At 65.3% G+C, this 12,295-nt stretch carries 15 protein-coding genes; 2 read left to right on the top strand and 13 right to left on the bottom strand.

Going from position 1 to position 12,295, the window contains the following annotated elements; all coding sequences use genetic code 11:
* Window positions 1-21 precede the first annotated feature (21 nt).
* The 13 genes from N8A90_RS20590 to N8A90_RS20530 form a co-directional block, all read right to left on the bottom strand.
* Window positions 22-273 carry a hypothetical protein gene (locus tag N8A90_RS20590; RefSeq protein WP_262076923.1) on the bottom strand — a complete coding sequence of 84 codons (252 nt, stop codon included), beginning with the start codon at window positions 271-273 and terminating at the stop codon, window positions 22-24.
* Window positions 274-419: 146 nt separating this feature from the next.
* Window positions 420-1,316: a CoA transferase gene (locus N8A90_RS20585; RefSeq protein ID WP_262076922.1), complete on the bottom strand. Its 897-nt coding sequence runs from the start codon at window positions 1,314-1,316 to the stop codon at window positions 420-422.
* A 7-nt stretch (window positions 1,317-1,323) separates the two neighbouring features.
* A complete protein-coding gene (locus N8A90_RS20580; RefSeq protein WP_262076920.1) occupies window positions 1,324-1,713 on the bottom strand; it encodes a DUF488 domain-containing protein in 390 nt (129 codons plus the stop codon).
* 22 nt (window positions 1,714-1,735) lie between these two features.
* Window positions 1,736-3,607, bottom strand: a complete 1,872-nt coding sequence (locus tag N8A90_RS20575) for a PhoX family protein (RefSeq protein WP_262076919.1) — start codon at window positions 3,605-3,607, stop codon at window positions 1,736-1,738.
* Window positions 3,597-4,265: a nitroreductase family protein gene (locus tag N8A90_RS20570; protein WP_262076918.1), complete on the bottom strand. Its 669-nt coding sequence runs from the start codon at window positions 4,263-4,265 to the stop codon at window positions 3,597-3,599. The genes N8A90_RS20575 and N8A90_RS20570 overlap by 11 nt, the downstream gene beginning before the upstream one ends.
* Window positions 4,266-4,334: 69 nt before the next feature.
* A complete protein-coding gene (locus N8A90_RS20565; protein ID WP_410087724.1) occupies window positions 4,335-4,667 on the bottom strand; it encodes a GNAT family N-acetyltransferase in 333 nt (110 codons plus the stop codon).
* Complete coding sequence (locus tag N8A90_RS20560) at window positions 4,664-5,152, bottom strand: nuclear transport factor 2 family protein (RefSeq protein WP_262076916.1); 489 nt, start codon at window positions 5,150-5,152, stop codon at window positions 4,664-4,666. Before N8A90_RS20560 ends, N8A90_RS20565 begins: the two co-directional genes overlap by 4 nt.
* Before the next feature lie 14 nt (window positions 5,153-5,166).
* Window positions 5,167-5,664: a CinA family protein gene (locus N8A90_RS20555; protein WP_262076915.1), complete on the bottom strand. Its 498-nt coding sequence runs from the start codon at window positions 5,662-5,664 to the stop codon at window positions 5,167-5,169.
* 296 nt (window positions 5,665-5,960) lie between these two features.
* A complete protein-coding gene (locus N8A90_RS20550) occupies window positions 5,961-6,440 on the bottom strand; it encodes a cupin domain-containing protein (protein ID WP_262076914.1) in 480 nt (159 codons plus the stop codon).
* Between the two features lie 164 nt (window positions 6,441-6,604).
* Window positions 6,605-7,246 (bottom strand): undecaprenyl diphosphate synthase family protein, encoded by a 642-nt coding sequence (locus tag N8A90_RS20545; RefSeq protein WP_262076913.1) that lies wholly within the window; start codon window positions 7,244-7,246, stop codon window positions 6,605-6,607.
* Between the two features lie 551 nt (window positions 7,247-7,797).
* Window positions 7,798-8,466 (bottom strand): aspartate/glutamate racemase family protein, encoded by a 669-nt coding sequence (locus tag N8A90_RS20540; protein WP_262076912.1) that lies wholly within the window; start codon window positions 8,464-8,466, stop codon window positions 7,798-7,800.
* A 167-nt stretch (window positions 8,467-8,633) separates the two neighbouring features.
* On the bottom strand, window positions 8,634-9,110 hold the full coding sequence (locus tag N8A90_RS20535) for a hypothetical protein (RefSeq protein ID WP_262076911.1): 477 nt from the start codon (window positions 9,108-9,110) through the stop codon (window positions 8,634-8,636).
* Window positions 9,111-9,247: 137 nt separating this feature from the next.
* Window positions 9,248-10,168 carry a LysR family transcriptional regulator gene (locus tag N8A90_RS20530; protein WP_262076909.1) on the bottom strand — a complete coding sequence of 307 codons (921 nt, stop codon included), beginning with the start codon at window positions 10,166-10,168 and terminating at the stop codon, window positions 9,248-9,250.
* Window positions 10,169-10,285: 117 nt separating this feature from the next.
* Here N8A90_RS20530 and N8A90_RS20525 point away from each other — a divergent pair, with 117 nt between their 5' ends.
* The gene (locus tag N8A90_RS20525) at window positions 10,286-11,233 is read left to right on the top strand and encodes an alpha/beta fold hydrolase (protein ID WP_262076908.1); all 948 of its coding nucleotides are present in this window, start codon (window positions 10,286-10,288) and stop codon (window positions 11,231-11,233) included.
* A 108-nt stretch (window positions 11,234-11,341) separates the two neighbouring features.
* Window positions 11,342-12,133, top strand: a complete 792-nt coding sequence (locus N8A90_RS20520) for an SDR family NAD(P)-dependent oxidoreductase (RefSeq protein WP_262076907.1) — start codon at window positions 11,342-11,344, stop codon at window positions 12,131-12,133.
* Window positions 12,134-12,295: the final 162 nt, after the last annotated feature.

Here is a 12,295-nt window from a genome sequence, read left to right as displayed (position 1 = left end):
CTTGGCGATGCGCTGCGCGACTCAGCTCGGCAGGCCGGTCACCTGCACCGACAGGTCGAACAGCTTCGCCTTGCCGGCGTAGTAGCGGTCGATGCGCCATTCCTTGAGGATGTCGATGGCGATGTCGAAGGTCTCGAGGTCGAGCTTGTAGAGATCGGCCACGTTGAACTGCGTTTCGGATTCGAGCGCCAGCACGAGCTGCGCCAGTGTGCGTGCCGACTCGCTCGAGGGATTGGCGACGATGAATTTGCGTGCGGACTTGATGGCGTTCACAGGGGTTCCTTAAGGAGTTCGACGATGCGGCGGGAGCTCCGTACAGCCGGGGTATTTCCGGTTGCAGGACGACGCCGGCTACGGCTGGACCCGGCGATTGTCGCAAGTCTCATATGACAATTTTGTGACAGTTCGACACTTTGGGCTTACCTCGGCTCGGCCGCGTCGCGCAGGACGTGCAGCGGCAGGTCATGCTGCCTGGCGATCACCTCGATCTCGTCGCAGCCCAGCCTTTGCAGGAAGGCCGCGATCGCTGCATGCGTGGACGAGCGGAACATCGCGTTCCCCGCCTCGGCGCCCAGGCCTGCCGCCGCACACAGGCGCTGCGCGAAGTGCGGCTCCAGCGCCGCGAGGGCGACACGCCCGTCGCGACACGGGTAAACGCGATAGCCCGCATGCGCGCCGCCGACCGAGCCGCCGGGCGTGGTGAGCCCCCATTGGCGCGGCAGCGCGAGGTAGTGCGCGGCGGCCGACAGCGCCACCTCGAGGCGCGTGCCGCTGCCGTGCGTGCTGCGGTGCAGCAGCGCCTGCAACACCGCCTCGCTCGCCATCAACGAGCCCGCCATGTCGGCGTAGAGCGTGGGCGGCAGTTCGCAGCCGGTGACCAGGCCGCTCTCGGCCAGGTAGGTCAGGTCGTGGCCGGGCTCCTCGGCGCGGGCGCCCGGGGCGCCGACGATGGCGACCATCGACAGGCGCGGGTGGCGGGCGTGCAACGCCTCCCAGCCGAGCCCGAGCTTGTTGAGCGCGGAGGGGCGGAAGGACGTGATCAGCACGTCGGTCCGTGCCAGTTCGTCGTCGAGTTGCGCGCGGCCTTCTGCGGTCTTGAGGTCGCCCTGCACGCGCGCGATGCCTTTGTGCATCTCGGCATAGGCAGCCGGCGCGTAGAGGCTCATCGGATCGGCCGAGCGGCCGGGCGCTGCGGGCGGCTCGAACTTGACGCATTCGGCGCCCATGGCCCGGCAACGCATCAGCGCCGCGGGGCCGGGCAGGTTGAGGGCGAGGCTCAGCACGCGGGTGCCGGCAAGGGGCGCAAGGGTGGTCATGGCAAGGTCAGTCGATGAGTTCGGCGCCGCGTTGCGCCAGCAGCTCGCGCAGCAGCGAGCGGTGGCAGCGCGCCGCGTCTTCGCAATAGCAGCCGACCGCCATCGCGCCGTGGTGCGACAGGGCGGCCAGCAGGTCGAGGCTGCGGCTGGCCTCGGGCTCGGCCATCTCGCGCTGGTAGAGGCGCGTGAAGGCGGCCCATTGCGCGGGCGTCTCGGCCGCCTGGCCGAGCTTCATCGTCTCGGCCGAGGGGGCGAGGTTCGGGTACCACACGTCGTACCAGTCCTGGGCGGCGAACTCGGTCTTGGGCACGCCGCGCGGCGGGCGCCGCACGGTGCCGATGCGCAGGCCTTCACCGGGTGCGCGTGGACTGCCGAGACGGACGATGCGGATGGCCATGGCTGTTCCTTGAAGTGCGTGTTCAGGTGCCCACGATGCCACCGTCGCGGCGTTGCACGACCACTGTGGCCGAGCGCGGGCGCGTGCTCGCGGGCAGCGTGCCGTCGGGCCAGGCGCTGTTGAGCGCGCCGGTGCCGTCGTCGCGGCGCTCGCCGGGGTGCTGCACGTTGACGAACAGCGTGCGGCGGTCGGGCGTCACGACGCAGCCGGTGATCTCGCAGCCGTTCGGCCCGACCAGGAAGCGGCGGATGCGGCCGCTTGCCGGGTCGGCGCACAGCAGCTGGTTGTTGCCCAGCGCGGCATGGGCGCCGGTGCCGATCGCCTGGCCGCTCATGTCGGTCTGGATCCACAGCAGCCCGCTGCTGTCGAAGTGCAGGCCGTCGGGCGAGCCGAAGGCGTCGTCATCGGCTTGTGGGTAGCGCGCGCCGGTCCCGGGCAGGGCCGGGTCGCCGGCCTGCACGAAGTGGTCCCACGCGAAGCCGATGCTGGCCGCGTCGCCGCCGTCCTCGTGCCAGCGCAGGATGCCGCCGAAGAGGTTGGGTCCGCGCGGGTTGGCGGCGTCGGCGGCGGGCTTGCCGGTGGTGCCGCGCTGGCTGTTGTTGGTGAGCGTGACGTAGACCTCGCCGGTGTGCGGATGCACCGCGATCCATTCGGGGCGGTCCATCTTCGTGCCACCGACGACGTCCGCCGCGAGCCGGGCGTGCAGCAGCACCTCGTCGGGGCCGGCGAAGCCGCGTGCGGCATCGAGCCCGCCGCGGCCGTGCACGAGTTCGAGCCAGCGTCCGCGGCCATTGGCATCGAAGCGCGCGACATGGAGCGTGCCGTCGTCGAGCAGCGTGCGGTTCGCGGCGCGGGCCGCGGCGTCCTGCCCGGGGCGGACCTTCTCGCGGCTGACGAACTTGTAGATGGACTCGAAGGCCGCGTCGTCGCCCATGTAGACCGCGACGCGGCCGTCCTTCGTCAGCGTGCAGGTCGCGCTCTCCTGGCGCTTGCGGCCGAGCGCGGTGCGCTTGACCGGCGTGCTGCCCGGGTCGAAGGGGTCGATCTCGACCACCCAGCCGAAGCGATGCGCCTCGTTCGGTTGCTTCGACAGGTCGAAGCGTTCGTCGAAGCGCCAGTACTCGACCCACTGCGCGCCGGGCACCGTGCCGTAGCGGCGCTGCGCCGGCGTCATGCGCGCGGCCGTGTCCGCCGGGCCGCCGAAGTAGCCGTGGAAGTTCTCCTCGCAGGTCAGGTAGGTGCCCCAGGGCGTGACGCCCATCGCGCAATTGGCGAAGGTGCCGAGCACCTGCGTGCCCGTCGGGTCGGCGGCGGTGCGCAGCCAGGGCGAGCCGGCGGCCGGCCCGGCGATGCGCATCGGCGTCGCGCCGTGGATGCGCCGTGCAAAGGGCGACGGCAACACCTGCCGCCAGCCGTCGGCCGTGTATTCGATCTCGATCACCGACACGCCCATCGCATGCAGCGACTTGCGCATCTTCTCGGCCGTCCAGCGTTCGACGCCGTCGGTGTGCAGCAGCCGCTCGTCGGTGTACTCGTGGTTCATCACCAGCAGGCCGCGCGCGCCGTCGCTGCCCAGCGGGAAGAAGTGCATGCCGTCGTGGTGCATGCCGGCCTGCACCGCCTGATCGGCGGCGCTGTTGCCGGCGTCGGGCGCGAAGGCCGGCATGGCCCCAGCGATGCCGGTCGGCGTGCCCCACGGGTACAGCACCTGCGCGCGGTACTCGGGCGGCAGCGTGATGCCGTCGTGCAGCGTGGGCGGCACGGTGCCGAAGTCCAGCAGCGCCGGGTCGGGGCGGCCCGGCACGGCGCAGCCCATGCCCATCAGCGCGACGGTGGCGGCCACGCTCGCCTGCAGGAAGCCGCGGCGGTCGAGCGTGGGGGCCTCAGACGCCATGGAAGCGCACCGTCTCTTCGAGCGGCGCGCGCTCGCTCACCAGGGCGTTCACCGGATGCGCCGTGTCGGCCACGCCGATCGACATGCCCGAAAAGAGCAGGCGCCCCGGCGGCAGCGCGATCGCCTGGCCGATCGTCTCGGGGTACATCGCCCAGCATTCCTGCGCGCAGCTGTCCAGCCCTTCGGCGCGCAGCAGGAGCATCACGGTCTGCAGGTACATGCCCAGGTCGGCCCACTGCGGCGGGCCCATGAAGCGCTCGACCGAGCAGAAGAGCGCCATCGGCGCATCGAAGAAGGCGAAGTTGCGCGCGAACCAGCGGCGCCGCGCGGCCTTGTCCTCGCGCGGAATGCCGAGCCGCGCGTACATCTGCTCGCCGATGCGAAAGCGCCGGTCGCGCCAGGGCGCCGGCAGGTCGGGCGGGTAGACCGCATAGGCGGGCGTTTCCTGCGTACCCGCCGCGAGCAGCGCCTGCATGCGCGCCTTGAGCGCCGCCAGCGGTTCGCCGGCGAGCACGTCCACGTGCCAGGGCTGCAGGTTGCCGCCGGAGGGCGCGCGCGCGGCGCGTTCGAGCACCTGGCGGATGGTGTCGGCCGGCACCGGGTCGGGCAGGAAGGCCCGGACCGACCGGCGGGAGGCGATGGCGTCGTGAAGATGCATGTCCCGATGATGCCGCGGTTGATGCGGACCCTGCCCGGCAGTCTTGCGCAGGAGGCAGCCGGCGAGACCCTAGATCTTGAACGCGCGCTGGATGTCCGGCCGCACCAGGTCCGCGTAGTCGCGGTGCTTGCGGATGTAGCCGGCGATGAACTGGCACACCGGGATCACATGCCTGCCTTCGCTGCGCGCGGCGTCGAGCACGTGCTTGGCGAGGGTCGAGCCCACGCCCTGGCCTTCATGCGCCTCGAGCACTTCGGTGTGCGTGAACATGATGGCGTCGGTCAGCAGGTTGTATTCGCAGTAGCCTGCGAGGTCGTTGCCGACAAAGGCTTCGTAGCGGTGCTTCTCGACGTTGTTCGTGATCTGGATGTCGGGCATGGCGGACTCGTGAAATGGGTTCAGGGGTTGCGGGCGAGAAAAGCCTTCAGGTTCGCGGCGGCGGTGCCGCGAACCTTGCGGCGCAGGCTGGGCGACCAGCCCAGCAGCAGGCCCGGCAGGCCGAGCGCCTGGCGCGCCCAGGTCCAGAAGCCGAAGCGGTCGCGGTGCGTGGCGATCAGGCCCTCGGGCGTGAAGGTGAAGCGCGCGTCGATCGCGTTGTCGACGATGCGGCCGGTGGCGCTGAAGAGGTAATGGGCGTCCCAGTGCGCCTGGCCGCCGGCGGCGTCGGCCTGCACGTCGCGGTAGCGCAGCTGCCAGACGTGCGCGCCCTTGGCCTGCGTGCCGGTGCACAGCATCTTCCACATGCCGCCGATCTCGCGCGCGCCGCGCAGGTCGAACACCTCGTCGCGGAAGGTCGCGTCGGGCGCGTAGCAGGCGGCCATGGTGTCGGCGTCCAGGCGCGCGAAGGCGTCGTAGAAGCGGCGGATCGTCTGTTCGCTGGCATGCATGGGGTGGTCCGTTCTCAGGGGTGGTCGAGCAGCGCGGTCAGCGTCCGCAGCGCGTGGAAGACCGTGGCCTGGCGCACGGTCGAGCGGTCGCCGTCGAAGCGGCGGCGTTCGGTGTGCGTCACGCCGCCGACCGACCAGCCGAACCACACGGTGCCCACCGGCTTGTCGGGCGAGCCGCCGGTCGGGCCGGCGACGCCGGTGACCGAGAGCGACACCTGCGCCCGTGAATGGGCGAGCGCGCCCTCGGCCATCGCGCGCGCGACCGGCTCGCTGACGGCGCCGTGCGCGGCGATCAGCGCGGCGTCGACGCCGATCGACTCGTGCTTGGCTTCGTTGGAATAGGTGACGAAGCCGCGCTCGAACCAGGCGCTGGAGCCGGCGCGCTCGGTGCAGGCGGCGGCGATCAGCCCGCCGGTGCAGCTCTCGGCGGTCACGAGCAGGGCACCGCGCCGTTCGAGCAGCGCGGCCACGCGCGCGACCAGGTCGGGGAGGGAATCGTTGGCGTCGTTCATCGCCGGCGAGTATGCCGCGTCAGCGCGTCCGACCGGTTCACCTGTGGGATCGCACAGATGCTGGTCCGGCACCGCGCGACAAATCACGGCTTGCGCACTAACTTTGATCCGCGACGGCGCGGTCGCCGCCACAGTGCTTGTGCCAGCCCGATGAAATGGCAAAGTTCATGAGCCTTTCCGCTCGCTGGCCGTCCGCTTTTAGGCGATGTCTACAGCCGCTTCGGGCCCTTCAGCGACATTAACTGCCTCGAATCCATCGCCGTATTGCTGCCGCTCGCGCAGGTATCGAGACCGGCTCACCCGTGTTTGTCGGATGCGTGTTGGGGTTGCACCGACCAAGCCGCCGGCTCATCGTCCTTGTCGGCTGCGGCAGCCGCCTGCGTCGCCTGCACTTTGCCAGGCGTGTGATGCGCGGGCGCGTAGATCGCATAAACCTGCATGGGCGTGGTTCCAATGTTGGTGATGTTGTGCCAGGTGCCGGCCGGAACGAGCACGCACCAGCCGTCCGAGACTTCCATTTCAAACGTCAGTTTGTCCTTAGCTGCACCCATCTGAACCCGACCGCGACCGGCGTCGAGGCGCAGAAACTGATCGGTTTGCGGATGCGCTTCAAGGCCAATGTCGCCACCGACGGGAATCGACATCAGGGTCACTTGCAAATATCGCCCGCTCCAAGCGACCGAACGGTAGTCAGAGTTCTCCTTCGTCGCGCGTTCAATGTCGAACGATTGCGGCTCCGGTCCAATATCCTTGATCCTTTTGGCAGCGATACCCATGTCAGGTCTCCTCATGATTGCGAAAACAATTCCTACGTAATTCTCAACACCAGACGGGCAAACCCTGGCCACCCTTGTCACTACGCTAGCCTTCACGCCGTTCCGCACAGAAGCCAGGGCAGGTTGCCGATACTGGCATTGAGGGACTGCGGCGGTTCGCCGCCTTAGCCTCCGAGCGTTCGATCCTGTTGGCCAAACCAAGCCAGCGCAGCGTCCAAGTGTTGAGTTGCGAAGTCGGGCCACAGCGCGTCCAGCACGAAAATGTCGGCATAGACCGACTGCACCGGTAGAAAGCCGCTCAGGCGCCGACCTCCACCCCAACGCACGATGAGATCCAAGCGCGAGACGTCGGCCGATCGCAGTCCGCCGTCCTTCAGTCCATCAAGATCCCACTCCCAGCCATAGTTCACGAGCAAATTGACTTTCATGCCGTCGCCCTGGCGGGTTCGAAATGCTCTTAGCTCCACGGGAAACTGCTTGGACGTTTCGTCGCCAACCACCAGCAGTGCAGCACCGCGTCGAGAGATCTCTCTCGCAAAGGCAACACAGGCAGCCCGAAATTGATTGGCCTGAGCACTTGGCCGCCGCGTGTTGTCCTGAGTGAACCCGTAGACTGAGACCTCTTCGACACCGAGCGCCTTGCAAGCTTCAAAGAGCGCTAAGCCCGGCGCAACCCCACTGGCATAACCTTGCTCCTTCGCGAGGCCATGTTGCACTGCCCAGCGCCGGTTGCCGTCCGGTATGAAACCGATATGCCGGGGCAAGCGTGGTGGGCTGCGCGGCTGGCTCTCCAGACGGTAACTCACTGGCCGCGGATTGGGTCCCGACGAACAGCCTGATTCTGGTCCTGATGGGAATTCGGCGCCATCGCGCGCGCAAGGAGGCATTGTCGTGCTCAACGTAGGCCGAAGTAGCCCAACACAAACAGGACGATGACAACCGCGCCGACAAGCCAGATCAGTCGATTCATGATGAGTAGGTCTTTCCTGCGCTCAGGGATGTTCAAGCGAAACCAACCAGCGCCGAATCTGCTGGTCCACTGGGTGAATGTACCCTGGATCCGCCTGAACCTCTGTTCGATGGCGAACCAAGTGGCGCGCCTTATAAATTAAGCCTGTGGCTGGCCGCTCACACTTTCCTGTGACTCAGCCCGACCGGCAACGCACATTGCCCGATTGACTGGCTCCAAGCGATGTGGCGAGCCTGATGCGACGTTGCTTGACGGTATTGAGTTGCCCATCTCTTGGCACTTAAGACGGCCGGTGTGGGCTGCGACAGGCTCAGTGAACAAATGGGAAGCAGCCACTCGCGAACGGCAGCAACTGGCCGCATGCTGCCTCAGCGAGCCGTATGCTACTCACCTCGTTGCGCCCAGCCCCATGTGGCGCGACGCCGCCTCCAGCGCCGCAGCCAGACCGGTTGTTGGGCTGCTAAGGGGGCGCGGGCCTGCTGAAACTAATGCGGCGGCACCGCTCATTGACGCTTGTGCCAGAGCAACAATTGAAGCACCGCTTGCATAGGCGCCGTCCGCGGCCTTAGCTATGGTCGCCAGGTAGCCGTCCAGGTCGCCGGCCTTGAACATGGCCCACGCTTCGGGAACAAGCTGTACCTCGACGGTAGCCTCCGATTGCTGCACGGCATCGAAGAAGAGACGGGACGTCGGGTCGATGGTCGTCTCGACCGCGCACAAGGCGACGATTCTGCCGCCCGCACGGGCTGCTGCTGCCGCTAACGCACCGTCCGTCCTCAGGATGGGGGCCCTCGAGTTTGCTGCGATGGTGTCGACCGACGCCCCCAAGGTCGAACAGGTTAGAACCACAGCATCTGCGCTTTGAGCGAGGGAAAGCAGCTCAAGCCTCGTGGTGTCGGCGATATCGGCAGTCAACCCGCCGGCACCCTCGGCTGCGGCCAAAAGGTCAGCTCGGACTTCATGGCGCAAAACATCAGGCGGAATGCCAAGTTCCCTTGCTGCGGCTTCAAAAACCGCGATGTTGCTCTCGGCAGTGTGGAGACAGGCAATTCGCATAGGCCGCATTCACTTCTTTTATCCTGGATATCTCGGAACGACGCAACGGCGCGGAGGTCATCCAGAAACAGCTTACTGGACTTGACCGTCGAAGGTCCGCTAGTGGCCGACTGTAGCCGAAGCGCTATCAGCGTTGCGGGCCGACAGCGCGGTGTTTGCCATGCAGGTCAGCCGTCTTGCCCGCGGACGAGAAGGCTCGCCCACTGGGAATGCTCCAGCACTGGAACGAGGTCCTTCAGCGACTGGAAATTGGCCAAGTAGGCGCGCGCATGGGTCAGCAGTGCCGGCACAGCTGCCCGCGAGAGCGCGACGTCTAGGACCTTGCTATCTCTGCAGGAAAAACGAGACGCACCGCCGCCTACCCCGACCTTCGCATTGAGGCCAGCAACCTGACCCGTGGGAACGCCCACGAAGTCTGGAAAACGAGCCCACTGGTCGGGCCCGAGCAAAGGCGTACCGGGAAAGACCCATACCTCAAACTCAACACCACTTGACCGTTGCGAAAAGTGGATGAAGTGGAACAGGTCATCGTTTACCTGACGATGGAAAGTGCTGCCACGCCCGCCACCAGTCGTAAAGCCCCAGGGCGTTACGACCGGTTCAACGATGCGTCTCACAGATTTATCGAAATGATGCTCAAGCATTCACGCCCAAAAATTCTCGGTTTCCACAGCGCGTGCCAACCTGGCGACGCCCACGGTGGCCCCATTGTGTCGGCACGCCGAATGACCGGTTGTGGCCGATCACGGCTACCTGCCGCGAAAGATGTGCGGAGTCAGCTTCAAATCGATACCAAGTCGCTACCGTGTGGCGACAGGTCTTGCAAAGCACTGACCAGAAAGTCGACCATCACCCGCACCTTCGCACTGAGGTGGCGACGACTTGCATAGATCGCCAAGATGTCGATCGGGGGCATGCGATAGCTCGGCATCACCTCGACCAATCGGCCAGCGCGCACATCCTCCCCGATCACAAAGCGAGGCTGCCAAATGACACCGGCGCCGGCAATTGCTGCAGCTCGCGCGGTGCTGCCATTGTTGGCACGTATGGCCCAACGAACCCGTACCGATTCCAGCGTCCCGTCAGGGCCGGAGAACTGCCACTCATCAGAGGTCGCTCCGTAGGTGTAGCCCAGGCATAGATGGCGCGAAAGATCTGCCGGGACCTGGGGCATGCCGTGTGTCGCAAGATATTCCGGCGAGGCGCAGACCAAGTTTTCCGAGAGGCCCAAGCGCCGCGCAATATGATTTCCGGACGTAGTCCGCGAAATGCGAATGGCCAGGTCGAAGCCTTCTTCGACGATGTCGACCACACGGTCAATGAGTGCAATGTCGAGTTCGACGTCGGGATACCTCGCCATGAACTTCGGCCACAGCGGCGCCAGCACGAGGCTGCCGAAGCTCAATGGAGCATTGATGCGTAAACGCCCCCTCGGCTGGAGTGAGGCAGTGGTCGCTATCGCCTCGGTCTCCGCTACGTCTTCGAGGATCGACTTCGCCCGGTCGAACAATGCTTCTCCTCCTTCTGTGAGCGACAGGCGGCGTGATGTCCGATTGATCAGCCGTGTGCGCAGGTGGGCTTCCAGCTCATTGACATAGCGCGTGACGTTGGCCGGCGAGGTGTCCAGCGCATCGGCCGCCTTGGTGAAGCTGCCACGCGCGACCACAGTGACGAACACCTCGTATGCACGCAAACGGTCCATGGTTGCTACTCCAGATCATTCAGCAAAACTGAATGAGTAAACCACTTTTCGGGCCTTTCTGGAGGCGAACCTGAACCATAAATTTACACCACCTACCAACTAACAGAAGAACCCACCATGAACGCTTCCCTCCCCGCGCCTACCCGCCGCAAGCTGATCGCCGGCGCAGTCGCCCTTAGCGCCGCTCTGACCATCGCGCCAACAGTAAACGCCGCGCCCTCCCTTGACGCCGTCCCCGGGTTCCGCTCGGGCAGTGCTGAAGTGAATGGCACGCGCATCAACTACCGCATCGGCGGCAGCGGACCAGCCATTGTCCTGCTGCACGGCTACGCTGAAACCGGGCACATGTGGAACCCGCTGATGCCGATGCTGGTGAAAACGCACACCGTGGTTGTGCCCGATCTTCGAGGCGCTGGTGATTCGTCAAAGCCCGAGGCGGGCTACACGAAGAAGAACATGGCGGTCGACGTTCACGAATTGGTCCGATCGCTCGGAATCCCTAGCGTAAGCATCGTTGGGCATGACATTGGCCTGATGGTCGCGTACGCATACGCCGCCCAGTTCCCCTCGGAGACTGACAAGGTGGTACTCATGGACGCCTTCCTGCCAGGTATCGGCGATTGGCAGCACGTCTGGCTTCTGCGTGACCTCTGGCATTTCCACTTCCACGGCGCCACGCCGCTGGCACTCGTGAGCGGGCGCGAGCGCATCTATTTCGAGCATTTCTGGAATGACTTTGCGGCAGACCCGAAGCGCTCAGTGCCGGAAGCCGATCGCCGCTTTTACGCCAAGGCCTATGCACAGCCCGGAGGCATGCGTGCAGGATTTGAATACTTCAAGGCCTTTGAGAAGGACGCGGCGGACTTTGCAGAGTTGGGAAGGACACCGCTGCCCATGCCGATGCTGGTCCTCTCTGGTGAAAAAGCCGGTGGTGCATTCCTGATTGAGCAGGGCAAGATGGTCGCGAGCAACGTGCAGGGCGTAATCGTCAAAGGTTCTGGGCACTGGCTGATGGAAGAGGCGCCGGACCAGGTGATCCCGGCTTTGATCGAGTTCCTTCGCTAGTAAGAGACAACCTCGTCACTGAATGACATCGTGCAGCGCCGTTACCCAGAGTGCGCTGACAACAGAAGCAAACAGGCAGCAATGCCCAATCTATCGAGGATATATACCATGGACCTTCAACTCAAAGGCAAGCTCGCCCTGGTTAGCGGCAGCACAGCTGGAATCGGTTATGCCATCGCGCATACGCTGTCCCAGGAGGGAGCGAAAGTCATCGTCAACGGCAGGTCGAAGACGGCGGTCGACGAGGCGGTCAACCGCATCAGAGCGGAAACGCATGGCACCGTTGTTGGCTACGCAGGGGACCTCAGTCGGGCCGACGCTGCCGAGGAGGCAGTGCGTCTGCACGCCGGTATCGACATCCTCGTCAACAGTTTGGGCATCTTTGAGGCGAAGGCTTTCGAAGACATTCCTGATGAAGATTGGCAGCGCTTCTTCGACGTCAACGTCCTGAGCGGCGTGCGCCTTGCCCGGCTCGTGCTGCCGCAGATGAAGCGGAAGAACTGGGGAAGGATCATCTTCATCTCGAGTGAAAGCGCTATCCAGATACCAACCGAGATGATCCACTACGGTGTCACGAAGACCGCTCAGCTGGCAGTTTCGCGTGGGCTTGCGGAATCAGTTGCTGGTACGAACATCACCGTGAACAGCATCCTTCCAGGCCCCACGAAATCGCGCGGCGTGGGTGATTTTGTGGCGGGCCTGGCGCGATCCAGCGACAAGAGCTTTGAGCAAGTTGAGACAGATTTCTTCGAGCACGTCCGCCCCACATCGTTGATCAAGCGGTTCGCGTCGCCCCAGGAAGTGGCCTCACTGGTCGCCTACGTCGCAAGTCCGCTCGCGTCGGCGACCACGGGCGCAGCCCTTCGCGTCGATGGTGGCGTCGTCAAGAGTGCCTTCTGATAAACGCGCGGGTGTGACGATGATCTCCAAACTCCGGCGCGCTTTATGCCACCTTCCTGACGATTGCAGTACCTCTCGCCACGCATGAATCGCCCCGGTTTTTGAGGAGGCTCAACACTCTGAGAGGATTGAGCCATGAGCAAGTCGAACAAGTTCTCACCC

The organism is Variovorax sp. N23, from assembly GCF_025486315.1.
GTDB lineage: Bacteria > Pseudomonadota > Gammaproteobacteria > Burkholderiales > Burkholderiaceae_C > Variovorax.
Note: the sequence above shows the minus strand (reverse complement) of the source record. Positions and strands in the feature narration are given on the sequence as shown.

What these genes read in the sequence shown, in the direction of transcription:
- N8A90_RS20570 (WP_262076918.1), bottom strand. Translation starts at nt 4,265, where the DNA reads ATGCATCTTCACGACGCCATCGCCTCCCGCCGGTCGGTCCGGGCCTTC.
- N8A90_RS20525 (WP_262076908.1), top strand. Translation starts at nt 10,286, where the DNA reads ATGAACGCTTCCCTCCCCGCGCCTACCCGCCGCAAGCTGATCGCCGGC.
- N8A90_RS20540 (WP_262076912.1), bottom strand. Translation starts at nt 8,466, where the DNA reads ATGCGAATTGCCTGTCTCCACACTGCCGAGAGCAACATCGCGGTTTTT.
- N8A90_RS20560 (WP_262076916.1), bottom strand. Translation starts at nt 5,152, where the DNA reads ATGCATGCCAGCGAACAGACGATCCGCCGCTTCTACGACGCCTTCGCG.
- N8A90_RS20535 (WP_262076911.1), bottom strand. Translation starts at nt 9,110, where the DNA reads ATGCTTGAGCATCATTTCGATAAATCTGTGAGACGCATCGTTGAACCG.
- N8A90_RS20580 (WP_262076920.1), bottom strand. Translation starts at nt 1,713, where the DNA reads ATGGCCATCCGCATCGTCCGTCTCGGCAGTCCACGCGCACCCGGTGAA.
- N8A90_RS20585 (WP_262076922.1), bottom strand. Translation starts at nt 1,316, where the DNA reads ATGACCACCCTTGCGCCCCTTGCCGGCACCCGCGTGCTGAGCCTCGCC.
- N8A90_RS20550 (WP_262076914.1), bottom strand. Translation starts at nt 6,440, where the DNA reads ATGGGTATCGCTGCCAAAAGGATCAAGGATATTGGACCGGAGCCGCAA.
- N8A90_RS20520 (WP_262076907.1), top strand. Translation starts at nt 11,342, where the DNA reads ATGGACCTTCAACTCAAAGGCAAGCTCGCCCTGGTTAGCGGCAGCACA.
- N8A90_RS20575 (WP_262076919.1), bottom strand. Translation starts at nt 3,607, where the DNA reads ATGGCGTCTGAGGCCCCCACGCTCGACCGCCGCGGCTTCCTGCAGGCG.
- N8A90_RS20530 (WP_262076909.1), bottom strand. Translation starts at nt 10,168, where the DNA reads ATGGACCGTTTGCGTGCATACGAGGTGTTCGTCACTGTGGTCGCGCGT.
- N8A90_RS20555 (WP_262076915.1), bottom strand. Translation starts at nt 5,664, where the DNA reads ATGAACGACGCCAACGATTCCCTCCCCGACCTGGTCGCGCGCGTGGCC.